Source organism: Micromonospora sp. NPDC048040, from assembly GCF_055587185.1.
On record NZ_JBVJGT010000064.1, the window covers coordinates 14,760 to 38,030 of the forward strand.

Genomic DNA, 23,271 nt, shown 5'->3' on the forward strand with positions numbered 1-23,271 from the left:
AGGGAGACGCCATGTTCGAGATAGTCGCCCAGGAGGACTTGAAGATCGACTGGGCGCAGATGCCCACCTACAACACGATCATGGCGCTCGCCGCGGGGGTCGGCCTGCTGCTGGTCGTGGCCCTCGGTTGGCAGATGATGAAGGACAGACCGCTCGCCACCGAAGGGTGGGCGATCGCCTTCGCGATCCTGGGTACGATCCTCACCCTCACGGGCCTGCACATGACGCTGACCTGGCCGCTGGCACCCGGGGGTTTCGCCTTCGACAACATCATCTTCGGTGAGCCGTCCCTGGGCTTCGGGGTGCTGATGCTCGGCGCGGCAATCATCCTGTGGCGGCGGGGTGAGATCTTCGCCGAGGCGTCGCTGGAGAACGGCGGCCTCCGGACGGAACAGGCGCGCCGACTGCTGTGGCCGATCTCGATCTTCGTGTTCGCGCTCGGCCTGGCCTGTTTCGGCATCGCGGCAGCCGGCTGGACGTACACGCTCTTCGCGGCGCCGCCGCAGGAGCCGATCTCGGGGGAGTTCGCGGAGTACCCGGAGGTCGAGGCCGCCTTCATCTCCGGCCTGTACGTCCTGGTGGGGATCGGCTCGGTCCTCGCCCCGTTCGCCCTGCTCAAACTGAACCGCGTGCTGCTGGGGATCATCGGCGTGGTGTGGGCGATCGCCGGCGCCATCTTCACTCTCTTCGGAGCATTGAACTACTTCACCCACATCGGGCTGATCGTCAACACGATGTGAGGCGGGTGAGCCGACGGGCCAGGCCGTTACCGGCGCCAGGGCGCCGGCCCGGGCGGGTGCGCTGCGGTCGTTCACCCTGGCCGGCAACCGGTCGACCAGCGGCGGCGCACTGCTGCTCAGCTACGCGCGTGCCGTCGGCTGAGGGAACGACGCGGGGGCGGCGGCCGACTCCGACCGCTCGGCCACCGCCACGCCGGTCGCGGCGAGGACCACGCAGCCCGCCGCCAGCAGGTACGCCGGTGCCGGCAGCCACGCCGCCACGGTCATCGTCTCGCCCACCCCCTGCCCGGCGAGGATCGCGACGTTGACCAGGTGGAAGGCGGTGAAGGCGAGCAGCAGCGCCACCACGACCCCGTGGTACACCTGGCGCAACCCGACCGCCAGCGCAACCGCGGCGGCCAGCAGGAGCGCCGCCAGCGCGGCGGTCACCAGCGCGAACAGGCGGTAGCGACTCACCTCGGCAGGCTCCCAGTAGTCCTCCACGCTGGTGAGCAGCCCGGCCGCCGCCGCCACGGTCAGCACGGCGGCCGACACGACGACCACCACCGCGACGGTCCGCGCCCTGCGCCGCTGCACCGCCACGGTGAACGCGAGCAACAGCCCGAGGTACGCCGGCAGCGGCGCCATCTCCAGGAAGTACTGCGTCAACGGGCTCGGGGTGCCGGGCAACTCGGACTCGACGTAGCCCAGGTCAAGACCGATGATCACGTCTCCGCCGTCGCCGCGGAACCAGGGCAGCGTGAACAGCCCGAACGCCACGAGGGCGAAGAGCACGAAACCCAGCCGACCGGCACGGCGCAGCCTAATCCTCGTCACCGCAGTGACAGTAGTGAAACGCAGCGAATCTCGTTGGCCCAGACGGTTTCCGGGCCGGGCCGGGCCCGGACGGCCCGGCCCTCACGCGCCTGCGTCGTCAGTGGGCGTCGGTGATGACGTGGGAGCAGGCGGCGCAGGCCGCGGCGCCCTGCTCGGCGTACCAGCGGCAGGTCCGGCGGATGGCGCAGCGGGGCAGGGTGGTCTCGGGGGTACCGGCCGTCTCCTGGTAGGAGGCGACCAGGCGTTCGCCGAGGCCGCAGTGCTCGCCGGTCCAGAAGCCGCACTTCGCGGTGACGCACGGGCCGGCGAGCCGGTACCGGGACTCGACCGGCGCGTCCGGGCCGGCCTGGGCGAGGGCGACCTCGGCCGGGAGCGGCGGCGTGACGTAGGCGACCCGACCCGCCGGAGTGATCATGCCGAGGAAGACCGTGGCGTTGGCCGCGGGGGTGCTCGGGCACATCCGCTCCGGCGGGTCCGGCCGGTGGACGGGGTCCGTCACCGCTGCATCCAGAAGCCGATGTCGTTGATCTTCTGGCCGAGTTCCTCGGCGAACGGGCCGTCGATCAGCCACAGTCCGTACCACTCGGGCCGGAGCTTGATGTTGGCGTGCCCGACGGCGAGCGGGTTGGTCAGCTTGCTGCCGGCCACCGACAGCGCGTTGAGGCCCGCCTTCTGGATCTCGCCGGCGATGAGGCTCTGCTGTTCGGTGGTCAGCTCGACGCCGTCGACGACGAACCGGAATTCGCTTCGTGCCATGTCCTTACCTCCACAGGTCAGTACGATTCGGTCCGCAGCCCGTGCCGCAGACTCGCCCTGGTGAATGCCGCCCAGCCGGAGCGGGAGGCGGGGTCGGCCGCGAGCCCGGCCCGGCTCGCGTGCGCCCGCCAGGTGGTCGCGGCGGCGGCGCGCAGCCCCCACAGCTCCCGGCAGGCGGTGACGGCGAACGCGACCTGCTCGGCCGAGCCGGTCCAGCCGGCGGGGCCGTCGGTCACCCGTAACGCGCCGCCGGCCTCGACGCGGACCGACGGGAAGTGGTGGTGCAGGCTGGCGAGGGTGGCCAGGTGGGCGGCGTCCACCCGCCGGGCGGCGAAGGCGTCCCGCGTCTGGTCGTCGCGGCTGATCCGGATCGTGTGCAGCGTGAACGCGTCGCCGTCCGCGCTCACCGTGCCCTCGACCTTCACCGGCGTGCTCCAGCTCCGGGGGGAGTTCGCCGACCAGAAGGCCAGCCAGGCGTCGAGGCGTTCGTGGAAGTCGGCCTGGAAGCGGGCCGGCCCGCCGGCCAGCCGTGCCGTGGCGACCCGGTCCCGGGCCACGAGGGGCTGGGTGGGTCGCGCCGGGGATGCTCCCCCGGCGGGTGGTGCGGTGGGTGGTGCGGCGTGCGCGGCGCTCGCCCCGGTGACGGTGACCGCCGAGGCCGCGGCGGCGCCGAGCAGGATCCGCCGCCGGGACGGTGAGGTGATGGGATGTGTCATGGCCCGCCTTTCATGGACGGCCTTTGCCCGTCACGCTATCGACCGGCATTGATCAGATGAATCGTCGTTCTATCGGTAGGCCGACTCGAATTCCGGTGATCGACGGCGGCGTGGACACGGGTCTTGTGCTGTCGGTCGGCTTTGTGTCCGGACCGGGTCGGATGCCCGCTTCTCGCGCCCTGTCGAGCTGCCCCGCCGGTAGGACCACCGACCCCGCCGCCGAACGCTCCGCGCCCCGCCGCTGAACGCCCCGCGCCCCGCCGCGCCGCCCCAACCGCCCGCCGGCGGCTGACCGCGTGTCGAGGACTAGCCACCGGCGGACCGGGTACGCGCGGCGCATGGGTAGTCACAAGGAGAACAAGCACGATCCCGGCGGCGAGTCGGCGCGTGGCCGGCGACATCCCGGCAGCGGCGCGCCTGGCCACCAGGGCTCGTCCACCGAGCACTCGCCGAAGGCCCGCCACCTGCGCACCGCCAGCGGATCAGCGGGCACGGAACGCGACCAGGGACGGGCCAAGGTCGAGGGCGCCGAGCGGATCCAACGACAGGGAACACGCTGAAGCCCGGCGATGAATGCGGGGAGGTGATGGCGGCGTGGCCAGGTTCCTGCTGAAGTCGACCTACACGATCGACGGGATCAAGGGGCTCACCACCGACGGCGGCAGCAAGCGCGTCGAGGTCGTCCGGAAGATGATCGAAGGTGCCGGCGGGCGGATGGAGTCGATGTACTTCGGGTTCGGCGCGGACGACACCTACATAGTGTGCGATCTGCCCGACCACAAGACCGCCGCCGCGCTCGCCATCGACATCCGGGCGGCGGGCGGGGTGGACACCCGGGTCACGCCGGTGCTGACCGCCGCGGAGATCGACCAGGCGACCCGGGAGCAGCTCGAATACCAGCCCCCGGGCCGCTGACGCTCCAGGCGCGCTCGGCCGGCCGGCGCGGCACGCGTCGGCCGGCCCGTCGCGGTGGCGGACACCCGGCAGGGCGCGCCGGGCTCAGTCGGCTCTCGTGGCCGGGCCGCGGGCGTTCAGCAGCTCGGCGAGGTTGGCCATGGCGGCCCGGAAGTCGACGCGGTCCCTGGAGTGGTACCGCCGGAAGAACCAGTCGGGCACCCGCGCCTGCATCTGCCTGGTGTGGAAGACCAGATCCTGCACCTGCCGGGCGAGGACCATCGACTCGCCGACCGAGGCGGCGGTGTCATCGTGGGAGACCGCCGTCGCGATGTGCCGCTGCACGACGGACATCGCCCGATCGCGCTCGGCGGCGACGTCCCGCTGACCCCGATAGATCTCCAGGCCGAGCAGCAGCGCGCCCAGCGACGGGACGAACCACCGCGACAGCAGGTCGGCGACCGTCAGGCCGGCCGCCACCCCGAACACGATGCCGGCCGCCGTCCACGCACCGACGCCGGCCAGCACGGTGTACGCGTAGCGGCGGCGCAGCCGGGAGCCCCAGCCGAGGTTCTGCTGCTGGCAGGCCAGCACGTCGTACGGGTGGGGCAGGGGTGGAACCTCGTAGTAGTCGCGGAGGTACTGCTCGTCGCTCGTGAAGGCCCGCTCCAGCCGGCTCACCTCCTCGGCGCTGAGCCCGTCACCCACGGCGACGGTGTTCCACTCGAGACCGAAGAGGCGGACGTCGAACATCTCCTGGAGGACGGCGGCGCGCCGGATCTGCCCGCGCGACCAGGAGGCGAGACCCACCGCGTTGACCAACGCCCAGAGCGCGCCGACCGCGGTGACGGCGGTCGCCGACACGCCGGTGAAGGCCACCACGGCTCCGGCCACACCGAGGGCGACGGAGAGCCCCATCCGCAGGTTGTCCAGCCGCTGGGCCCGGGAGTGGCAGACCGACATCGCCCGGAGCAGGGCCATCATCTCGGGCCGCGTCTGACGCTTGAGCAGGGAATCGGTGCACTCCGTCATCGCAGCCTCCCACTCGGGTGACCGATTCTATATCCAGAGGGCTGGATATCACCGACCGCATGGAGTCTGAGTCGCAGGGTAACCTAGCAGTTACTTTTGGGTAAGTTCATGGCGGAGCGCTGCCTACTGCCCCGTTCGCCCGAAAGTTGAGGTAACTTTGCCTTCGCGCTCACCAGCGCAGCCCCTTCGGACGATCCACCCCGCTCGTCCAACCCCTCTTTCACTCCTCGTGGAAGGTCCAACGACGGACATGGGCGACGGTCTCGACGACCTCGAAAACTACGTGCCGGATGCGACAGTCGCGGCGGCGCTGCGGGACTGGGCCGGTCACCTGGGCGGCACCGTGCACCGGCCCCGCCGGCCCCGGCGCGCCCGCGGATACACGCCGGCGCTGCTGTTCACGATCATCCTCAAGGTGCCCGGCGGCCCGGGGCGCTTCACCGGGCGAAAGCTGCTGGTCAAGGTGCTGCCGGCCGCGGCCGCCGCCCGGCGGGAGCCCGGGCGGCACGAGCGGGCGACGCAGTCCTGCCCCGGCTTCGCCGAGCGCCACCTCGTTCGCCAGCCCTACCCACCGCATCCGCTGGCCGACGGGCGCTACCTGATGTTCCAGGAGATCGCCAACGGGGCGGACGACATGGTGACGCTGCACGACCTCGACGCCGAGGAGATCGTCCCCGTCATCCGCACCGTGTCCGACCGGGTGCTCAACGACTGGAACAGCGGTGGCCGGCAGACCGCCGAGGCCACGGTCGCCGAGTACGTCCAGCGCGAACTCGCCGCCCTCGACGCCCTGGACAGCATCCACGACGCGGCCCGTGACCTCGGCCTGCCCGGCGAGGAGACGCGCTGGCTGGTGTGGTCCGGCGAGATGGTGCTGCCCAATCCGCTCCAGACGATCGAGCCGGCGTCGCCCTTCGGCACCGAGGAGATCGACTACCTGTACGGCAACGCCCACGGAGACCTGCACGGCGGCAACGTCCTCGTGCCGCGCGACACGGAGGGGCAGCTCGTGCCCGGCGCCTTCCACCTGGTGGACCTCAACACCTTCGAGAGCGCCGCGCCGCTGACCCGGGACCTGGCCACCCTGATGTTGACCACGGTGCTGCGGCACGTCGCGGACCTGCCGTCCGACCAGGCGGAGGCCCTGACCCGCCACCTCATCTTCCCGACCGCCCGGCACCCGCGACGGCTGCCCCCGGTGCTCGCCGAACTGGTCGAGGCCGGGCATCAGGTCGGCGACGCGTTCGCCCGGACGGACAACTGGGTCTCCGAGTGGCGGGCCCAGTACCTGCTCTCGCTGCTGTGCCAGGCGCTGACCTGCTGCACCTACGACAACGTCCCACCGGCGGCGCGGCGGTGGTGTTTCGTGCTGGCGGCGTGGGCGCTGGAGGCGTACCGCCGCGAGTTCCACCCGCTGGTCGAGCCGCCCCTGGCCGGGGTCACGTCGAGGAACGGGACCGGCCGCAACGAGTCGGCGACGGTCGTGGCACTCGACAACGACGACCGGTCCCGCTACGAGCGGCCGGGCCAGTCCAACAGCCGCGGGCCGCTGGCCCGTACGCAGGTGGACCTGTCGTGGCAGCCGCCGCGCGCCGCGCTCTCCGTGGCGCCGCCGACCACGGACGGCCCGGCCGGGTGGCACGGCAGCGGTGCCGCCCCGGCGCCCCGGCTCGGCGCGGACCCGGCCGTTCCACTGTGTCCCGACCGGGGAGGGAACCGGCCGCCTTTCCGCCCCCGGCCGGTCGCCGACAACGCGTCCGCGCCGCCCACCCGGTCGTCGTCGCGCGGCTCTCGACTGTTCCGCAGCAGGCCGGCACCGCGCCATCTCGTCGCGGCCCGCGGCCGGCTCGTGCCCCGTTCCCGCCCGGCCCCCCGCGGCGAGAGCCTCCCGGTGGACCCGCCCCGGACGGCGGTCCGGGCGCGGGCGCGGGTCACCGTCCTGCTCGGGGTGGTGGTCGTGCTCGGTGGGGTGCTCGTACCGGCCATCGCCGCGAACCCCCCGTCGATGTTCGGCCGCCGGGAGTCACCCATCCCACCGGCGAAGGACGATTCGCCGACGTCGCCCGACCACGCGGGCGCGCGGCGGCCGTTGGCCGACCTGGCGCAGTCGGTCGCCCGGCTGGTGGAGCCGCGCGTCGACGGGGCGTACGCCTTCGTCTGCCTGCGGGTCTGGTCTCCGGCGGACCTGGTGGCCGGCACCGACGACCTGCGCAGCTACCGCGACGAGTGGTTGGCGTGGAACTCCCGCCTGGCCGGCCGCCGGACCGTCACCCCCGTCACCGACGGGCGACGGTCGCCGGACCCGTCGGTCATCCGCTACGGCGAGGGTGACCTGACCGAGATCCCGCCACGGCCGTCGGCCGACCCGGCGGACCTGCGCGACCAGCTCGCACAGGAGTTGGCCGCGCTACCTCCGGAGCAGCGCGGCGCCGCCGGCACCCTGCAGGCGATCGCGAGACTGAACCGCTACCACCCGCTCGGCCCGGCGGAACGCTCCGCGCTGCTGCACCAGCTGGCCGACACGCCGGGCATCGCGGAACGGGGCGCCTACCCGGACCGCGCCGGCCGGCCGGGGCTGGCGTTCAGCGCCGACGACCGGCAGGGTCGCCGGGAGACACTGCTGTTCGATCCGGGCAGTGGCGAGCTGCTCAGCCACGAGACGACCCGGGTGGCCGACAGCGTCGTCCTGGGCCACCAGGTCTTCCTGAGCCGCGGTCGCACCGACACGGTCGGCGGCCCGAGCTGCGGCTGAGCGCCGGCACCGGCAGCACGCGGCGCACGGTCAGCCACAGCGGCGCTCGACGTAGTTGGCCCAGTTCCGGTAGGGGCTCGCGTCGCTGCGGACCCGGTTTGCCGCGCCGATGTCGAACAGGCGGGTGCCGTAGTAGTAGAACGAGACGGAGCCGCTGCCGAGGTTGTAGTGGGCCGACTCGACGCGGTACTGCCACTGCCAGGTGAAGAGACTCTGCCGGCCGCAGTCGGAGAGGCGGCCCCGGGGGTAGCCGTAGTTGGGCCACTCGTAGAAGCAGAACCAGCCCAGGGGGCAGTCGGCCATGCCGTACGTGCCGACCGGGGCGCGGATGGTGACGACGAGCGCGCCCCCGCCGTAGCTGATCTCGTTGTCGTTGATCGGGGTGCCGCCGGGATGGGCGGACAGGTACCGCCGCAGTTCCTCGCGGGCGGCGGCCCGGTCGCGTACGGCAGCCCACGCCGATGCCGGCGTCGTCACCACCGGCAGGACGCAGGCGAGCACCGCCGCGAGTGCGGCGCGGAAACGGAGTGCACTGACCATTCGACACCTCGCGATGTGGGCGCGCAGGGGACGAGCGAAGGGCCGCCGGTCAGGTGGGCCGGCAGGCCGCAGGTCGGGCTGTGGCGGCGGGTGGCGCCATGGTCAGGATAGGAAGCGATAGGCACTGATCACCATCAATGCCCTGACAGTGATTGCGCACCATGCTGACAACGGCCATTTGGAAAGTTATCGCCCGTCGGCACCTTGCGACCCGCACATTCCCTCCCGCATCCGGGGCTCCGGGCCGGGCGTCGGGTCGCCTGCTCCTCGTCACCGGGCGGCGCGGCTCCCCGACCCGCTGAGGGCGCCCGCCGGGGTCGCCACGCCGGCCAGGAGTGTCAGGATCGTCTGGTTCGCCTCCCAGCCGTCCGGGAACTTCACCGGCACGTCGAGGTGCACGATCTCGGTGGACGGGTGGGCGTCCAGCAGTTCGCCGATCCCGGCGCGCGCCACCACGATGCACGCGTGCCGGTGCCGGGACGTCAGCACGCAGAGCCGCCCCGACTCCAGGTGGAACGCCGTCGCGTCCCGCCGCCCCGACAGCGGGTGCAGCACGATCGTCACGTCGTACTCCCGGCCCTGGAGGCGGTTGGCGGTGTCGACGGTGATGCCGGCTCCGGCCTCGCCCAGGTGCGCGCGGATGGCCGCGACCTGGTCGCGGTGGGCGGCCCCGACGGCGATCCGGTCCGCGGTGACCGGCGCGCCCGCCGGCGCGTGCTCGGAGACGGCGACCGCGCCGCGCCGCAACACCCGCAGCGCCAGCGCCGCACACGCCGAGGCGGCCTCCGCATCGGTACGCAGCGTGTGCCGGGCCGGCAACTCGTGCAGCGCCCAGCCCGTCGACGCCGCCAGGTCCACCACCCGGTCCAGCGCGTCCCCCGGCCCCGACTCGGTGAAGGACAGGGCCCGGTCGGGCGCGGACGTGCCGGCGCGGAACCCGGTGAACGGGTAGAACGCCGCCGCCACCACCGGGGCCGCCGAGGCGGGCAGCCGCCACGACACCGGCAGCCGGTGCACCGGCAACTCCGGGTTGTGCCGCAGCAGCACCGCCACCGCCGACTGCATCGGATCCCAGGTCAGCCCCGTCCACCGCGCCGTCTCCACCGTCGAGAACGGGTCGAGCTGACCGGGGTCGCCGACGAACAGCGCCCGCTCGAACCTGCCGGCCACGCGCAGCAGGGCGTCCGAGCGCATCTGGTACGCCTCGTCCACGATCGCCCACGGCCAGGAGCCCTCCGCGACCGTGGCCCACTTGGCGGCCGTACCGATGATGACGGCCGGGCCACCGAGGTCGGCGACCTTCGCGGCGACCCGGACCGTCTCGTGGCCCCGCACCCGCTCGGACGGCTTGTAGTCGGCGGCGGAGAGGCGGCCGATCCGCAGCTCCGGCGCCTTGCGGGCCAGCCGGTCGATGAGGTCGTCGACCTGCTCGTTGGTCTGCGCGACGATGATCAGCGGCTCGCCGGCGGCGGCCAGCTCGACGGCCGCGCGCACCACCAGGGTCGACTTGCCGGCCCCGGGCGGGGAGTCCACCACGACGCCCCGGTGCTCGCCCGAGCGCAGGTCGGCCAGCACGGCCGTGATGACCCGCTCCGCCTCGACCGCGGGCGGCGTCTCCAACCCGGCACGCATGTCTGCACCTCCCCCAACGAGGTCTACGGGACCTTACGCCAGACCACCGACGGCGGGCGAGGACCGGGGCCGAGGCGCCGGCGCGGGAATGCCGGAACCGGGCACTGGCCTGCCGCGACGGCACTAGCGTTGGCGTGGAGTGGAGGGCAGGCACCGCCGTCCGGTAGCCGACCATGTCGATCATGGGGGTGTCCATGCACGGGCCGAAACGTGGTCCGGTCTGGGCGGCCCAGCTGTGGTTGCGCCAGCGGCGGCGTCGGTGGCGCACCCGACGGGAACGCCAGGCGGAACGCAACCGCCGCCGGCGTACGGACCAGCGGGCCGACCAGCGGATGAGCTGGCGGCACCACCGCGGGCTGCGGTGGGCGATCGTCGCCATTGCCGGGGTGTTCCTGGCGTGGACCGCCCTCTCCCTGGTCCTGATGATCCTCGACACCGAGCCCGGCTTCCTCCGGGTGTCGCAGTGGTGCGCGGGCGAACCGCCGAGGTCGTACTACTGCGGGCAGGTGGAGGGCTTCGTCAAGCCCCCGATGGTCGCGGCGCTGGGCCTGGCGCTTTTCCTCTTCTGGCGCTACGTCCCGGTCCGTCGCTGGTACCGGCGCAACGTCCTGCGCAACACCCGCATCCTGCTGCCCACCGCCGAACCCGACCTCGACCCGCGCAACGTCGTCGGCCGCGACGAGCTGTGCGAACTGATGATGCAGCGGCTCCGCGACGAGGCGACCCGGCGCCCGCTGCTGCTGGTGGGCGGCATCGGCACCGGCAAGACGGCCACCCTGGCACGCCTCGCGGACATGCTGATGGCCGCCGACGTCGTGCCGATCGGGATCGACCTGCGAACGGTCACCGATCCGGAGAAGCTGAACTTCCACCAGCTCGCCCTCGAACAGTTCCAGCGCACCATCGACACCCGGCTGCACGCCGCGGGCGAGGCGGACCGGATGTGGCGGCGGCTCTGGCTGGACAACCGCATCGTGGTGCTCGCCGACGGCCTGGAGGAGGTCCTCGCCGACGCCGACCAGCCCGCCGACCGGGACAGCGTGCTCCGGGAGGCGGTCCGCGGCGCGGTCCGCGAGCGACTCCCCCTGGTGGTCGCGTCGCGGCCCGACGACCCACTGCGCGGCCTGGACGCGCTGCTGCTGCAACTGGAACCGCTCTCCCAGGGCGCCGCGCTGGAGTACGTGCAGGCCCACAGCCACCGCTCGGACACCGGGCACCGGTGGGACCGCATCACCGGGCTGGTCAAGGCCGCCGACGTCGCCGACTCACCGTTCTTCCTGCGGGTCATCGGGCAGCTCCACGAGGTCGACCGCCTCGACCGCGTCGAGCCGGCAGGCCCCGGCAGGTCGGCGCTGCGCTGGAGCCTGCTGGAGGAGTGGTGTGACGCCACCGTCGCCGGCGACCTGTACGAGGACTACGGCATGCCGCAGACCGAACGGTCCGACGCCATCGAGGTGCTCTCCGCCCTCGCCTGCATCGGGCTGCGCAACAACCGGCTGTCGGTGCGCACCACGGAACTCACCAGCGGCGACGCCACGACCGACGCCGGCCGGCAGTGGATCCTGACCGAGCTACGAGCCCGGCTGCACAAACTCAGCGCCGACAACCCGCAGGACATCGGGCTCGCCGAGACCACCGGGGTCGCGCTAAACATCGTGGTGAAACGGCAGGACGGGGTACGTTTCCAGCACGGGGTGGTCCAGGCGTACCTCGGCTCGCGCTTCCTCACCGCCGCCATGCGCGACGACGACTTCCTCGCCCAGGCCTTCGCCCGCAACAACGGCCCCGGGCGGGAACTGCTGACCGCCCTCACCCTGCACACCCGCAGCGCGGGCGCGTTCGAACGACTCGACGGGCGGCGCAGCGCCACCGTCCACCGCGCCGACCTGATCCGTCTCGCCGACGCCGCCCGGCGGACGGTCGGCCTGCCCACCAGCGACCGGGACGAGAAGGCCACCCGGAACCGGTCGATCGCGCTCGTGCACCGGCTTCTCGACGCGGCGACCGGGACGCGCAACCGCACGCGGGCGCTGGAGATGTTCGCGGCCGCGCTGGAGATGGACGTCGCCACGGGGCACGCCTCGCACCGGCAGGTGGCCGACGCCATCCGCAATGCCTGGCCCCGCTACCAGGGGGACGGGTCCGTCACCGACCGCCCCCTCGAGGACGCCAAGATCGCCCTCGTGCACCGGTACGGCGACGCCGCCCGGCAACTCGCCGACCGGCCGCCCGAGCCCACCGGACTCCGGTCGCGGCAGCCCACGCCGCAGTACCGGCAGCTGTTCCAGATGATGGCCGACGAGACGTCGTACCTCCCCCGGCTCGCCGCGGCCCGCGAGATCGCCAGCGGCGGCAACGCGGCCGTCCGCGCGCTGCGCGACCTGCTCGACGAGCCGCCGCACGCGGCCGACCCGACGGGCCGGGAGCGCCTGGAGGAGCTGCGCACCTGGATCGCGCCGTCGCTGTTCCTCTACGCCGACAGCGCGCACGCCCCCGGCGAACCCCACTGGCAGCACGTCGCCCGGGAGACCCTGCGCCGCTGGGTGCACCGCCTGGCCACCGACGCCACCGACGGGGCCCGCGTCTACGAGCTGACCCTCGCCCAGGGGTTCCGGCTCGCCGCCAACTGCCGCACGTACCCGGCGCACCGCAGCCTGCTCGTCGAGGAGGCCGAGAAGGCGCTGCGGCACTCCCGGTTCTGGTACTCCCACCTGGTGCTCATCCAGGCGCTCACCCTGCTGGCCCTGCCCCGCGACCCCGGCGAGACGCTGCACGAGCGGGGCCAGGGCTCGGACCCGCGCGGGCTGGTCGCCTTCTGGACCTCGATCGCGGGCGGCGGGTACCGCGCCCCGCAGCCCGGCAGCGGTACGGCACACCCGCTCGTCCTCGAGGTCGCGGACCTGTGCGTCGAGGCGCTCATCGACCGCCACCCCGAGCGCCACTGCTGGGTGGACGAGCGGGAGATCGTCGGCCGGGTCGGGGCGGTCAGCCCGCAGCCGGGCATTCGCCGGCTCCAGGACTCCTGGCTGCCGCCGTCGCACGGCTGGGCCGTCCTGGAACCGCGGGCGCAACGGCTGCTGGCCGACGTGATGCTGCTGCTCAACCTCGCCGACCGGGGCCGGGACAACGACGAGCGGGCGCGTCGGCTCAGCCGGGCCAGCCGCGCCGACCTGCCCCCGTGCCTCACCATCGACCGCACCGCCATGCGGGTCACCCTCAGCCGCCGCCAGGCCCACGACGTCCAGCCGGGCTCCACCTGCATCGACGACTGCCCGTTCCGGCTGTGCCCGCTGCCGCCGAAGGGCGACGAGCTGCCGTACCAGATGGACGAGGCGTTCTGCGCCCACCAGATCGACCTCGTCGGGCGCTGGTTCCGCTCGCCGGGGCGGGCGGACTGGCAGGCGGTCAACCGGGACGACCTGCGGACCTTCTGGCGCGAGATGTCCGAGCGGATGGCCCCCGCCTGGCGCAAGTGAGCAGAGGCACGGCAGGTGCGGGTGGCCATGAAATCCGAGGGTGTGATGAGCCGTTTGCTCAGGCCCGCGCGCGGGTGCCGGCCTGGCTCGCCTTGCGCGCCTCGATTTCTTCCATCGTGGTGACCTGATACCGGCGTCGCCCCGGACGCGGCTCGGTCACTGCGAACAGCGCCTCGAACGGAGCCGCATGCTCCGCGCAGCGGTCGGTTTCCGCAGTCCGGCCCTCCGACACGACCTCGTACGTCTTGGCCTCACGCTGCCTGTCCTGACACACGTCACACACGGTGATGGTGACTTTCACAACCGTTCCTGTTCATGTCGCCGATGCTGCACCGCAGCCTACTGACCGTGGTTGACGTGTGGACCACCCGGATGTTCACTCTCCCCGCAGGTTGTTGATCAGCTGGCGCGCCCAGCCAGGAAGAAAGTCGAACGAATCGGGATGCCCGCTAGCAAGATCCAGAATGAGCAAGAGGTCCTGCGATGGTTCGAGGAGGGGCGAAGCTACCAGTGGATGGTGGAGGAGTACCGCCGCAAGTACGGCATCGACACCGTGCCCTCGCTCTGGGGAAACTTCCGCCGACGGCGAGGACTCCAGCGGCGGACGATCCGCGACGACGACCTGATCCCGTGGCTTCTCAAGGACGAGCACCGGTGGCTCTTCCCGATCCAGATGCTGCGCACCGAAGCCCGCCGCCGCGCCGGCAAGCAACTGCGCGCGGAGGAGAAAGTCAGGCTGGACGCCTGGCTCAAGCGGCTCGCGAGGGAGAACACCGTTCTGCACTACGACCCGGACACCGAGGAGGGCTGGTTCTACGTCCCGCGGCGAGCAGGCATCGACACGGACATCATCCGGGTGCCCGAGCGCAAGACGACTACCCGCCCCGCAGCAGACTGAGGGCCGACCAGGCCGCCCTTGGGGCCGTCCCTAATCTGCCGCGCGAGGTGCAGGGCGGGGCTTCGGCACCTGCCGGTTGAAGCGCGGCTTCAGGGCCAGGACCAGGGCTTCCTTCGCGCCCTGCGGGTTGTCGTCCTCTCGCCAGCGGACCTCGCACCGGCTCAGCCAGCCGGCGATGTCCGTGGCCGACGCCACCGGGCCGAGCTTGTCGAGCTGTTGGCCGACCTGCTGGTGCAGCACCGAGGACTCGCGGTTGCCGGTCAGGTGCTGCCGGAGCCGGTTGCGCAGGTTGCCCGTGAAGCCGACGTAGACGACCTTCCCGTCCTCAAGGACCACGTGCACGCCCGGCGACCGGGGCGCGGCGGCCGCGACCTCCGTGGTGTACGGCTGGGCCGGGGTGAAGTCGGCCAACAGGTCGTCGTGGATGGCGTCGCCCATCCCTGGAGACTACTGACGCCAGCGCCCTTCGGTCGTCCGGCCGGCGTGCCGGGTCTGCCAGGTGCGGAGCGCCTCCTTGATGCGGTGGTTCTCCGCGCGGGTGAGGTCGAGCTGGCGGGTGCGGTCGCGCAGCTCGTGGGCGAGGCGGTGCAGCAGGGCGTCGACCTCGTCGACCCGGTAGCCGCGCCGGCAGAACGACGTGCGCCGCAGCGCGACGCCGAGGATCCGGTCCGGCGTCAGCGGGCCGGGCGGGGCGTGCCGGCTGCGGTAGACGGCCATCAGGGCACCATCTCCGACGGCAGGTGGATGCGGTCGGCGGGCACCCCGACGGCGAGCAGCCGCAGCCGCGCGCCGGCGAGCATCAGCGGCGGGCCGCAGACGTACACGTCGTGGTCGGGACGATGGTGGTCGAGGGCGATGGTGAGGGCGTCGCCCTGCTCGGCCGGCTCGGCGCAGGGGTCGTGGCTGAAGGCGGGCACGACGGTCAGCCAGTCGTGGGCATGCTGAAGTTTGTCGAGGGCGATCGCGTCGTAGAGGTCCGCGAAGCTGCGGACGCCGACGACCAGGGTGACCCGCCGACTGTCCGGCGCGGTGGCGACCTGCTCGACCAGGGCACGCAGCGGCGCCAGGCCGGTGCCACCGGCGACGAGCAGCAGATCCCTCCGCAGGGGCAGGTCCAGGGACAGGCCGGCGTCGCGCGGTGGGCCGAGCCAGAGCTGTTCGCCGGGGCGTACGTCGTGGACGAGGCTGTGGGAGACGGTGCCGGCGGCGAGGGCGCGGACGTGCAGCTCGACGGTGCCGTCGGGGCGCGGGGCGTTGGCCGGGGACAGCCACCGCCAGCGGCCGGGCCGGCGCGGCGTGCAGACCGGGACGGCCTGGCCGGGCCGGTGGGGCAGGCGCCGCCAGGGGCGTACGGTCAGGGTCGCGATGGTGTCGCACGGCTGGTCGCGGTCGATCACCTCGGCGGGCCACCACGCCGGCCCGTCGTCGGCTCGGGTGGCGGCGTCGCGCACGGCCTCGGCGGCGCGGCGTCCGGCGCGCTCCCAGGCGTCGGCGAGCAGCGGCGTCCACAGCGGGCGGGCCTGCCGGGCGACGGCGGCGAGCAGCGCTTCGCCGATCGCGGCCTCGTGCGGCAGCAGGTCGTGCCGGCGGTACGCGCGGCCGAGCACCGCCAGCAGCGCCGCCCGCCCGGCCGAGTCGTCGCCGCCGCTGATCAGGCGGCCGAGGGCGGCGAAGAGCAGCGGCGCGTCCCGTTCGGGGAGCAGGCCGGGGCGGCCGTCCTCCAGCGTGCACCAGAAGTCGTCGGCGCCCTTGTCGACGGCCGTCTCCCAGGCGGCGGTGAGGGTCACGCGCCCACCTCGCCGGTGAACGCCCGGCGCGCGCGGGCGACCCGGTCGTCCGGCAGGCCGAGCGCCCACAGGACGCCCGCCAGGTAGTCGACGATCCGCCGGTGCTGAGCCTCCGACAGGCCGAGCCCGCGCCACGGGTCCGGGATTGGCTGGCCTTCGAGGGCCGCGGCGAGGCTCGCCGCCAGGTGCGCGCCGAGCCGGTCCAGGTCGACCCCGACGAGGTACGGCGACAGCTCCGCGTCCGCCACCACCAGCCGCAGCCACTGGCCGACCGCCTCCTGCGCGGTCATGCCCAGCCGCCCTGCTCGGCCTCGACCTCGGCTTCGGTGAGGCCGGCGGCTTCCAGGGTGGCCCGGCCCCAGCGAGCGAGGCGGCAGGGGTACGGGACGCGCTCGCTGCGGCACAGCTCGCCCTCCGGCCAGCTCTCGGGCACATGGGTGCGCACGGCCCGTACGGCGATGGCGAGATCCTCGTCGGTGACGGGGGTGAGGACCGGGAAGTCGTCGAGCAGGGTGGTCACGTTCTACTGCCCCTCGGGTTGCGGCTTGTGGAACGGCGCCGGGGCGGGCGGGGGCGGAGCTGTGTCGTTCGGGTCGACGCAGTTCCGGAGCCAGCACCCGCCCCGGGCCATGCGTCGACCTTCGCCGTCGGCCACAGCACTCGGTATGCGGCGATGATCGTGGTGGCGATACACGGTACGCATACGGCTGCTCACTCATCGGCCCACGCCTGGCACTCCAGTCGTGGCGAGATACCGGGCCGCTCTCATACGTGCGAACCGGCTGACCCTATGCAGGGCGTAAAGCGCACTGGGTCCGTTGCGGTCATCGACTGGCCGGCGCGTTTGCAGCGCTTGCCCTTTACGCTGCCGACGCTGTCGAGCTGCCCCGTCCATGCGGGCATGACCGGTGGGCGGCCCAGCGGCGGGCGGCGTCGAGAAGCGGGCCGTGGTGGGCTGCCGGAGCGGCCTGCTGCTTGCGCTGCCAGAGCACGACCAGGGCGTCAGCGAAGGCCGTCACCGCAGGCTCGGGCGCCTCGGCGAAGGCGGGCACCTGCCGGCCCCACTCCTCGGCGGCGGCCGGATGGTGGCCGGCGCGGATCAGACGTAGCAGCAGGAGTGCGGTGTCGATCCAGGCGGCACCGCGAGCGGGCCCAGACCAGTCGACGAGCCGGACGGTCCGGGTCTCCCCCACATCACCGTCTGATCCGGTCTTGATCAGGAAGTTCCGGGGCGTCATGTCGGTATGCAGGAGGGTGTCGCCGTCGACCAGCTCGGGGGCAATGAGAGTGCGCCAGCGGTCTGCGAAGGACGGCACGGCGACGGGAGGGCACGGCGTGAGCTGCCGTCCCAGGTCGCCGAGAAGGACCGCCAACGGGGTCAGGTCGGGTGAACCCGGGGCCAGCTCGGGATGACGACCGGCGGCGTGTTCGAACCCCAGGAGCAGCCAGCCGCCACGCTCGACGGTCCAGAGCAGACGGGGTGCCACCGTGGGCAGCCACGGATTGAATCGGGCCTCGTTGCGATAGAGCCAGCCGAATCGACCGTCGACCTCACCGCCCTTGCAGAAGACGGGACCAACGGCGGTGTCGAGGGTGACGGCAACGTCACTGGCGGCGCCGGTCGGATTCGTGTTCGCGGAGCGGATCACGCCGGTGTGCTGCTCGACGTCACGCCGTACCCCGTCGGGAAGCTCCTCCCAGTGGCGGCGTGGCATGTGGTGGCCTTCCGGCGGCGGGCGGTCCCGGGCAGTCTATGCCCGGGACCGCTGGTCAACCGACCTATCCTCGGGGGCTGTCGTGGCAGCCGGCGTGGCACTGGTTGCACTTCGAATTGCAGTCGGCGGCTTGCACGGCCCAGAGCGGTGCGTCGAGAGCGAAGCCGGCGGCGGTGATCGCGGCGACCGTCCGGGAAATCGGGGTGCCGATCGGCTCCGGGGCGGACGGGCGATTGTCGTCCGGCACGGGCTCGGGCTGGTGGTGGATGAAACGGCCGGCGACGCGGTCGCAGAACTCGGCGTAGTCGTGGGTGTGGAGGATGAACGCGTGCCAGCCGATGTCGACCAGGTCGGTCGGCCCGATCGGCTCGGCGGTGACGGCACACGCGCCGAGGAAGGCCAGCGCCTGGTCCATGACCCTGGCCGGCAGATCCGGGGCCAGCTCGGGGTGGTCGTGGGCGATACAGGCGGTCAGCCGGTCGAACAGCTCGTCCGGTACGAGGCTTCGGCCGGTGCGGGTCTTGTCGACGGTGAGCAGCATGGCGCTCCTTCCGTTGAGCGGGTCTGGGCCCAGACTGCGGCCCGGCTATTCGGCGGCGGATGACAGCGCGAGCATCATCGATATACGCGCTGCGTATATCGGACCTCCACGGAGTGGCTTCAATGGATAGGCTCAACGAGGCGAGACGGACGGAGCCACCTGCGCATGGCGAGGTTGCCGGTGACACACGCGAACTGCCCCCGATGTGGCGCGCGACTGGCCCGCGACAACGACAGTGGACGCTGCGCGCCGTGCCAGGCCGCCGAGCGGGACAGGCTGAGCACGCCGCCGGTGGTGCCAACGAGCTTCTGGGAGCACGAGCCGATCCGGCGGGCGCTGGCGGAGCGGCACCTCGGGCGGGTGATCCGGGCGTACCGATGCCATCCGTACCACGGACGGGTCGCCCTTCCGCAGACGGTGGTGGCTGGGTGGCTGGGGATCACGCAGGCACAGTTGAGCCGGGTGGAGAACGGGCCGCCGATCATGCACATGGATCGGCTGACGCACTGGGCACAGGTGCTTCGGATACCGGCGTCCTGTCTCTGGTTTGCTCTGCCTGGGCAGGTTCTCGTCACTCGCCTTGTCGAACCGGTCGAACCTGAGATCACTCGCGAAGAAGGTGGCATCACGGACCGCCGACAGTTCCACGCACTCGCCGCCCTGGGCGGTGCCAGCCACTACCTTGACATGCTCGCAGCACCGACGAATCCAGTACGGACCATCGGGATGCAGCAGGTCCGCATCGCCAGCTCACTCGTGGATGAGTTCCGTACGGTGGACGCGACGTTAGGGGCCGATTGCCTCTGCGATCTTGCCATGCAGGCGCACAAACGGCTGTCGGCCTGGGCGGCGAAGACGACCTACAACCGGTCAGTGGGTGACGCGCTGCAAAGCGCCCTGGCAGATCTGGCAATACAGGCAGCCTGGCTCGCCATCGACGCCGACCGTCGCGGGGAGGCGCGCCCGTACCTGAACGAAGCGATCGCTCGAGCGCGGATCGCGGACGATTCGCGGGTCGAGGTCAGAGCCCTCGCCTGCCTCTCGTTACTGCTTCGTGAGGATCGACCAGGCGAAGCGGTGCATTGCGCGGAAGCCGCCGCCCGCGCCTGCGCTGGTTGGGCCACGCCGAGGTTGAGCACGCTACTGCATCTGCGGGCGGCCTACGCGCACGCAACCCTCAGGGACATCGCTGGCTTCGAGCGAGAGATGGCCCGGGCGCAATGGGCATTCGAAGCCGGCAGCCACGAAGATGACCTCCCATTCATCTCGTTTGTGACAGCACGCGAAGTCACCGGCATACAGGGACTTTGCTACCTCGCTCTTGATCGGCCCGGCCGCGCCGCGATGTCATTCCGAGTTGTCACGGCTTCCCCGCCAGCCAGTCACCTACGGAATGCGCTGTACTACACCATCCAGCTCGCTCGGGCGGCATGCCGGCATGGTGATGTCGATGAGGCGGCATGGGCGGCGATGAAGGCCCTGCCTGAGCGGAACAAGGTGCGGTCGGGGCGGGTGTCTCGGCTCTTCGCCGAGGTGCGGTCCGACCTCGGGGCTCGGGTCGGTGCAACGCCGCAAGTCCGGGAGTTCGTTGCGGCTTACGACGGGTCGGTGTCGTGAGGGCCGAGGGATTGGAGCTGCAGCACTACACCGCCGACGAGGCACAGGAGTTAGTCGAACAGCTCGTTGAGATCTACCTCGATGCGCATGCCGATGATGGGCCGCGCTACAACGAGGAGCGGTACCGCCATCAGCTTGCAATGCACATGCCGCGAGCTGGTTGGACACTGGTCACCGCAGCGGTCGAACGGAAGTTGATTGGCTATACCTACGGGTTTCCACTGGCGACCGACACCCGCTGGTGGGAGGGTATTCAGGGACCAATTGCTACGGGGTTCACGGAGGAGGACGGAAGGCGCACCTTCGCGATTAGCGAGCTGCTGGTGCTCCCCTCTTGGCGACAACGGGGTATCGGGAAGGCGCTTCACGACAAGCTGCTCGGGAGCCGACCTGAGCGTCGCGCCACTCTGTTAGTGCGAACGAACAACGCCGCCGCTCAGGAAGCGTATCGCTCCTGGGGCTGGCGGAAAGTCAGCAAGTTACGGCCAAGCTGGGACGAATCCCCAATCTTTGATGTCCTCATACAAACGCTGATTTAGACGAAAAGCCAGAAGAACTAGCCGGCAACAACATCGCCTGCACCCTTCTCCAGATTACACTTCCAGTGAGCCGTTTGCAGATTCTCAAACGCATGAGCACCTAACCTGGCGACCGGCTCGACATGATCCAGGGTAACCGCCATCGGATTCGGCCATGACAACGCCTTGTCGACAGGCCGGCCACAGATTCCACATGTCCAGCCGTCTCGCTCATATACATCGACGGGATCAACCGAATCGGCTTCAGCTCGATTGCGACCAATGGCCCTCATTCGAGCTAGGTAGGCGCTTCGGGATTTCGAGATACGCGATCGCTTCTGAGACAGTGCAATTCGTTCAGGAGTCCACAGAGGGCCAGGGCCGAGCGGCGAGAACACCTGCGCTTCCCAGCGAAATTCGCGACCACGATCGTCGACGTCCGAAATCATTTCGGCATAGCAATGAATTATCTGGCCCTCGCAGTGAAAGCTCATCAAACGACCACCGGCCACGATTTCGTCCCGCAAAAAGACATGCCCCAATCCCAAGCGCCTAGGGCTTCCGTCCTTGTTCGTGAACCAGATTGTGTAGGCCAATGTCTCCAAATGAATGACGCCGAGCGCCTGTGTATGGGGTATACCCGCGTCATCAAGCAACGACACGACGATGGGGTGCAAATACGGCAGTTCCGAAATCTTGACATAGGCGGTATGGTGCCCATGTCGCTCGATAGTGTCACCAGCGACAGGCCACCTGCCATGCTCATAGGGAAACTCCGCGTTTGGCAGGGTCGCGAACAGTTGCGGCTTTCTGAGCGACTCGCGAAGCGCGATATCTATATAGGCTTCGGATGGCGAATAGCCAGGAACCTCGCCCCGTTGAACCAACCGCTTAAAGCGCCTGATCAACTTTCTATTGCATTCGGACGAGCAGACATGACGATCTCTATGCTGCCATGCCGCTCGACTCGGGATTACACCCCCGCAGACACGGCAGGTCTCGCCACCAATCGCTCGCGAGTCGGCCTTCAAGGATCGTTCAAACCAGTCCCAATAGGGCTCCGAAGCCACAGCTATACCCACTTCTACGAACCTCAACCCCTGCATCGCAGGAGGCACAATGAGGGCGATCCTAACCACCCAGGGCCAACATCGACAATTATGTCACTTCGCACCCGCTAAAGGCGACCGAGCCGGGCTAGCGTCTTCCTGTACGCAACGATGAAATCGGACGGCGCCCTAGCACCACCGTAGAATATCTCGGAATCAATTCCATAATCCTCATCCAAGCGTAGCGACTTGCGTATGTATCGAACTGTGTCACGTTCGACTTCGCGCCCTTCATCACCGTAGGCAACTTGAACACGAAGGATTCGGCTCCGGGTAAATCCCAGCAACCCTCGCTCCTGAACCACCCGTTCGATATTGATCCGATTCCCGACTCGGGGATAATTAAGAGTGCAGGCATATGTACTTAGAATTGACCTGAGCTTATGCCACTTTATCAGACGCTCACTTCGGTCCACGAGGCGGCTATTACTCTTTATCCACTTCGCAATTTCACAGGTTTCTCGGTCGGCTAGCTGACCCCAATGACGCGGAACAACGCGATGCTGAGCTACTCGAAGCACAAACCTAAACAGGTCGTCCTCATGGCACGTCACCGTCACATCGTTCTCATCCAAGAAGACGAGCAGTGCCACGAGCCCCGTTCGCTTATTGCCGTTATGGAAAGCATGATTGTGCACGATTGAGTGAAGAAGGGCGGCTCCTGCCATCTCCACAGATTGATACTTGCGATGCTCCCCAATTGCCGTCTGAGGACGCATCGCTGCCGATTCAACCAAATCTGCACTTCGCGGGCCAGGCGGATCGATAGGATCGCTCGACTCACCAAAGTCCGAAACCAAAGCCGCATGGATGCCAATCAGATCGCTAGCGGTTAGGCACTTGAACTGCCGGATCTTACCGACGGTATGCCACTCAAATTGAGGAGCCAGCTCATTTGGTGCGACCCGTCTAGATATCTGGCGGGGCACTAATGCGGGCGTCTTACGCTGTTCAGCCAGCTTCCTAAGCTTCGCTATTGCACCCTTTGGCAAATTCCTAGCATGAGGAGAGGGTTTAATGCCTAGGTCCCACAGGAGGCGATCGAATTCTGGTTGAGTCAGTTGCAATCTTTCTCGCCAATACTGGCACCGAGCGAGATCTCGCGTTCCCGGCAAGTTTAGCGCTCGACGCGCTCGGCCTATCTCAGAGCCAGGAATATAATCATCAGCAGACGTTGGCGATTCGATGCCGCTATCCCAAAGGGTCACCAAGGCCTCGTCTACGTCCATGCCGGCCTCTTGCGCCAAGGTCGAGATTCGTAATACTCGTGGCACTCCCAGATCTCCTAGCTTGCAATCGAGGAACGCCAGAGTGAAGGTCAGCCCGCACGGCGTTATAACACCTTCTGCTTCGACCGCAGGTGGCAGTTCCGGCTCAGCACGTATCGCTCCTCAGCTATACGCAAGGCGTGCCGGGGACATTACCGGCCGGAGTCCTGCTTGCGGGACCCCGAGTATTCACCTGTTTAGCTGAGGTCGACTCACCTGTTTGCGTTGTCAATAACCTGTGGAGGTGATATCGCACTCAGCAAGTACCGGGATGGTCTAGCCAATTCATCAGGCCAGAAGCAGTAGGGTGCCCCACCGAGATGAGCCCATGTCGGCACGCAGCAGCGCGCGGCTCAAACCGGTTCCACAACTAGTGCCGCATCAGGCAACGTTCGCCTTGATGACTACCTGACGTAGGCGTTCGTCGGCGGCGTGCTTGTTCCGCCAGATGATGTAGCGGCGGA

General features: G+C 70.1%; 25 protein-coding genes. 8 read left to right on the forward strand and 17 right to left on the reverse strand.

The genetic code is table 11. The features are described from left to right. Nucleotides 1-11: 11 nt before the first annotated feature. On the forward strand, nt 12-740 hold the full coding sequence (locus tag ACZ6O2_RS32015; protein ID WP_466025552.1) for a DUF981 domain-containing protein: 729 nt from the start codon (nt 12-14) through the stop codon (nt 738-740). A gap of 120 nt (nt 741-860) precedes the next feature. Here ACZ6O2_RS32015 and ACZ6O2_RS32020 read toward each other — a convergent pair whose 3' ends face one another. From ACZ6O2_RS32020 to ACZ6O2_RS32035, 4 genes are all read right to left on the reverse strand, one after another. Further along, complete coding sequence (locus ACZ6O2_RS32020; protein ID WP_466025553.1) at nt 861-1,556, reverse strand: hypothetical protein; 696 nt, start codon at nt 1,554-1,556, stop codon at nt 861-863. Nucleotides 1,557-1,653: 97 nt separating this feature from the next. Beyond that, nucleotides 1,654-2,055, reverse strand: a complete 402-nt coding sequence (locus ACZ6O2_RS32025) for a hypothetical protein (protein ID WP_350703005.1) — start codon at nt 2,053-2,055, stop codon at nt 1,654-1,656. Further along, nucleotides 2,052-2,312 (reverse strand): hypothetical protein, encoded by a 261-nt coding sequence (locus ACZ6O2_RS32030; protein WP_350703007.1) that lies wholly within the window; start codon nt 2,310-2,312, stop codon nt 2,052-2,054. Before ACZ6O2_RS32030 ends, ACZ6O2_RS32025 begins: the two co-directional genes overlap by 4 nt. Before the next feature lie 17 nt (nt 2,313-2,329). Next, nucleotides 2,330-3,028 (reverse strand): hypothetical protein, encoded by a 699-nt coding sequence (locus ACZ6O2_RS32035; protein ID WP_466025554.1) that lies wholly within the window; start codon nt 3,026-3,028, stop codon nt 2,330-2,332. A gap of 338 nt (nt 3,029-3,366) precedes the next feature. Here ACZ6O2_RS32035 and ACZ6O2_RS32040 point away from each other — a divergent pair, with 338 nt between their 5' ends. Next, nucleotides 3,367-3,588, forward strand: coding sequence for a hypothetical protein (locus ACZ6O2_RS32040; RefSeq protein ID WP_350703011.1), 222 nt, complete (start codon nt 3,367-3,369; stop codon nt 3,586-3,588). A gap of 34 nt (nt 3,589-3,622) precedes the next feature. Further along, the gene (locus ACZ6O2_RS32045) at nt 3,623-3,943 is read left to right on the forward strand and encodes a GYD domain-containing protein (RefSeq protein ID WP_466025555.1); all 321 of its coding nucleotides are present in this window, start codon (nt 3,623-3,625) and stop codon (nt 3,941-3,943) included. 84 nt (nt 3,944-4,027) lie between these two features. Here ACZ6O2_RS32045 and ACZ6O2_RS32050 read toward each other — a convergent pair whose 3' ends face one another. Next, complete coding sequence (locus ACZ6O2_RS32050) at nt 4,028-4,954, reverse strand: S-4TM family putative pore-forming effector (protein ID WP_466025556.1); 927 nt, start codon at nt 4,952-4,954, stop codon at nt 4,028-4,030. 250 nt (nt 4,955-5,204) lie between these two features. Between ACZ6O2_RS32050 and ACZ6O2_RS32055 the strand changes: the two genes are divergently transcribed. Further along, nucleotides 5,205-7,706 carry a hypothetical protein gene (locus tag ACZ6O2_RS32055; RefSeq protein WP_466025557.1) on the forward strand — a complete coding sequence of 834 codons (2,502 nt, stop codon included), beginning with the start codon at nt 5,205-5,207 and terminating at the stop codon, nt 7,704-7,706. Between the two features lie 30 nt (nt 7,707-7,736). Here ACZ6O2_RS32055 and ACZ6O2_RS32060 read toward each other — a convergent pair whose 3' ends face one another. Together ACZ6O2_RS32060 and ACZ6O2_RS32065 are read right to left on the reverse strand one after the other, a co-directional pair. Then, complete coding sequence (locus tag ACZ6O2_RS32060; protein WP_466025558.1) at nt 7,737-8,246, reverse strand: peptidase inhibitor family I36 protein; 510 nt, start codon at nt 8,244-8,246, stop codon at nt 7,737-7,739. Nucleotides 8,247-8,516: 270 nt separating this feature from the next. Beyond that, nucleotides 8,517-9,878 (reverse strand): AAA domain-containing protein, encoded by a 1,362-nt coding sequence (locus ACZ6O2_RS32065; RefSeq protein ID WP_466025559.1) that lies wholly within the window; start codon nt 9,876-9,878, stop codon nt 8,517-8,519. Between the two features lie 182 nt (nt 9,879-10,060). On the opposite strand from ACZ6O2_RS32065, the gene ACZ6O2_RS32070 reads away from it, so the two are divergent. After that, on the forward strand, nt 10,061-13,354 hold the full coding sequence (locus ACZ6O2_RS32070; RefSeq protein ID WP_466025560.1) for an NACHT domain-containing protein: 3,294 nt from the start codon (nt 10,061-10,063) through the stop codon (nt 13,352-13,354). 58 nt (nt 13,355-13,412) lie between these two features. On the opposite strand, the gene ACZ6O2_RS32075 is transcribed toward ACZ6O2_RS32070, so the two are convergent. Next, complete coding sequence (locus ACZ6O2_RS32075; RefSeq protein WP_350703024.1) at nt 13,413-13,655, reverse strand: hypothetical protein; 243 nt, start codon at nt 13,653-13,655, stop codon at nt 13,413-13,415. Nucleotides 13,656-13,796: 141 nt separating this feature from the next. Between ACZ6O2_RS32075 and ACZ6O2_RS32080 the strand changes: the two genes are divergently transcribed. Then, nucleotides 13,797-14,252: a hypothetical protein gene (locus tag ACZ6O2_RS32080; RefSeq protein ID WP_466025561.1), complete on the forward strand. Its 456-nt coding sequence runs from the start codon at nt 13,797-13,799 to the stop codon at nt 14,250-14,252. Between the two features lie 30 nt (nt 14,253-14,282). Here the strand turns inward: ACZ6O2_RS32080 and ACZ6O2_RS32085 are convergent, their stop codons facing one another. From ACZ6O2_RS32085 to ACZ6O2_RS32115, 7 genes are all read right to left on the reverse strand, one after another. Next, on the reverse strand, nt 14,283-14,690 hold the full coding sequence (locus tag ACZ6O2_RS32085) for a GIY-YIG nuclease family protein (RefSeq protein WP_466025562.1): 408 nt from the start codon (nt 14,688-14,690) through the stop codon (nt 14,283-14,285). 9 nt (nt 14,691-14,699) lie between these two features. Then, complete coding sequence (locus ACZ6O2_RS32090) at nt 14,700-14,969, reverse strand: DivIVA domain-containing protein (protein WP_466025563.1); 270 nt, start codon at nt 14,967-14,969, stop codon at nt 14,700-14,702. Then, nucleotides 14,969-16,039, reverse strand: a complete 1,071-nt coding sequence (locus ACZ6O2_RS32095) for an FAD-binding oxidoreductase (RefSeq protein WP_466025564.1) — start codon at nt 16,037-16,039, stop codon at nt 14,969-14,971. Before ACZ6O2_RS32095 ends, ACZ6O2_RS32090 begins: the two co-directional genes overlap by 1 nt. Then, the gene (locus ACZ6O2_RS32100; RefSeq protein ID WP_466025565.1) at nt 16,036-16,329 is read right to left on the reverse strand and encodes a hypothetical protein; all 294 of its coding nucleotides are present in this window, start codon (nt 16,327-16,329) and stop codon (nt 16,036-16,038) included. Before ACZ6O2_RS32100 ends, ACZ6O2_RS32095 begins: the two co-directional genes overlap by 4 nt. Further along, nucleotides 16,326-16,559 (reverse strand): hypothetical protein, encoded by a 234-nt coding sequence (locus tag ACZ6O2_RS32105; RefSeq protein WP_466025566.1) that lies wholly within the window; start codon nt 16,557-16,559, stop codon nt 16,326-16,328. Before ACZ6O2_RS32105 ends, ACZ6O2_RS32100 begins: the two co-directional genes overlap by 4 nt. Nucleotides 16,560-16,899: 340 nt before the next feature. Beyond that, entirely contained in the window at nt 16,900-17,754 is an 855-nt protein-coding gene (locus ACZ6O2_RS32110) for a hypothetical protein (protein ID WP_466025567.1), read from the reverse strand. Between the two features lie 64 nt (nt 17,755-17,818). Then, nucleotides 17,819-18,295 carry a glycine-rich domain-containing protein gene (locus ACZ6O2_RS32115; protein ID WP_466025568.1) on the reverse strand — a complete coding sequence of 159 codons (477 nt, stop codon included), beginning with the start codon at nt 18,293-18,295 and terminating at the stop codon, nt 17,819-17,821. Nucleotides 18,296-18,475: 180 nt separating this feature from the next. On the opposite strand from ACZ6O2_RS32115, the gene ACZ6O2_RS32120 reads away from it, so the two are divergent. Both ACZ6O2_RS32120 and ACZ6O2_RS32125 read left to right on the forward strand, forming a co-directional pair. Then, on the forward strand, nt 18,476-19,912 hold the full coding sequence (locus ACZ6O2_RS32120) for a hypothetical protein (RefSeq protein WP_466025569.1): 1,437 nt from the start codon (nt 18,476-18,478) through the stop codon (nt 19,910-19,912). A gap of 11 nt (nt 19,913-19,923) precedes the next feature. After that, complete coding sequence (locus ACZ6O2_RS32125) at nt 19,924-20,451, forward strand: GNAT family N-acetyltransferase (protein ID WP_466025570.1); 528 nt, start codon at nt 19,924-19,926, stop codon at nt 20,449-20,451. A 17-nt stretch (nt 20,452-20,468) separates the two neighbouring features. On the opposite strand, the gene ACZ6O2_RS32130 is transcribed toward ACZ6O2_RS32125, so the two are convergent. Beyond that, on the reverse strand, nt 20,469-21,338 hold the full coding sequence (locus ACZ6O2_RS32130) for an HNH endonuclease (protein ID WP_466025571.1): 870 nt from the start codon (nt 21,336-21,338) through the stop codon (nt 20,469-20,471). Nucleotides 21,339-21,607: 269 nt separating this feature from the next. Then, on the reverse strand, nt 21,608-22,768 hold the full coding sequence (locus ACZ6O2_RS32135; protein WP_466025572.1) for a type II toxin-antitoxin system death-on-curing family toxin: 1,161 nt from the start codon (nt 22,766-22,768) through the stop codon (nt 21,608-21,610). Nucleotides 22,769-23,271: the final 503 nt, after the last annotated feature.

Bases quoted from the DNA above. Each gene is read 5' to 3' on its own strand.
- ACZ6O2_RS32015 (WP_466025552.1), top strand. From the start codon at position 12: ATGTTCGAGATAGTCGCCCAGGAGGACTTGAAGATCGACTGGGCGCAG.
- ACZ6O2_RS32030 (WP_350703007.1), bottom strand. From the start codon at position 2,312: ATGGCACGAAGCGAATTCCGGTTCGTCGTCGACGGCGTCGAGCTGACC.
- ACZ6O2_RS32035 (WP_466025554.1), bottom strand. From the start codon at position 3,028: ATGACACATCCCATCACCTCACCGTCCCGGCGGCGGATCCTGCTCGGC.
- ACZ6O2_RS32040 (WP_350703011.1), top strand. From the start codon at position 3,367: ATGGGTAGTCACAAGGAGAACAAGCACGATCCCGGCGGCGAGTCGGCG.
- ACZ6O2_RS32050 (WP_466025556.1), bottom strand. From the start codon at position 4,954: ATGACGGAGTGCACCGATTCCCTGCTCAAGCGTCAGACGCGGCCCGAG.
- ACZ6O2_RS32055 (WP_466025557.1), top strand. From the start codon at position 5,205: ATGGGCGACGGTCTCGACGACCTCGAAAACTACGTGCCGGATGCGACA.
- ACZ6O2_RS32060 (WP_466025558.1), bottom strand. From the start codon at position 8,246: ATGGTCAGTGCACTCCGTTTCCGCGCCGCACTCGCGGCGGTGCTCGCC.
- ACZ6O2_RS32065 (WP_466025559.1), bottom strand. From the start codon at position 9,878: ATGCGTGCCGGGTTGGAGACGCCGCCCGCGGTCGAGGCGGAGCGGGTC.
- ACZ6O2_RS32070 (WP_466025560.1), top strand. From the start codon at position 10,061: ATGGGGGTGTCCATGCACGGGCCGAAACGTGGTCCGGTCTGGGCGGCC.
- ACZ6O2_RS32080 (WP_466025561.1), top strand. From the start codon at position 13,797: ATGCCCGCTAGCAAGATCCAGAATGAGCAAGAGGTCCTGCGATGGTTC.
- ACZ6O2_RS32085 (WP_466025562.1), bottom strand. From the start codon at position 14,690: ATGGGCGACGCCATCCACGACGACCTGTTGGCCGACTTCACCCCGGCC.
- ACZ6O2_RS32090 (WP_466025563.1), bottom strand. From the start codon at position 14,969: ATGGCCGTCTACCGCAGCCGGCACGCCCCGCCCGGCCCGCTGACGCCG.
- ACZ6O2_RS32100 (WP_466025565.1), bottom strand. From the start codon at position 16,329: ATGACCGCGCAGGAGGCGGTCGGCCAGTGGCTGCGGCTGGTGGTGGCG.
- ACZ6O2_RS32110 (WP_466025567.1), bottom strand. From the start codon at position 17,754: ATGCCACGCCGCCACTGGGAGGAGCTTCCCGACGGGGTACGGCGTGAC.
- ACZ6O2_RS32115 (WP_466025568.1), bottom strand. From the start codon at position 18,295: ATGCTGCTCACCGTCGACAAGACCCGCACCGGCCGAAGCCTCGTACCG.
- ACZ6O2_RS32135 (WP_466025572.1), bottom strand. From the start codon at position 22,768: ATGGACGTAGACGAGGCCTTGGTGACCCTTTGGGATAGCGGCATCGAA.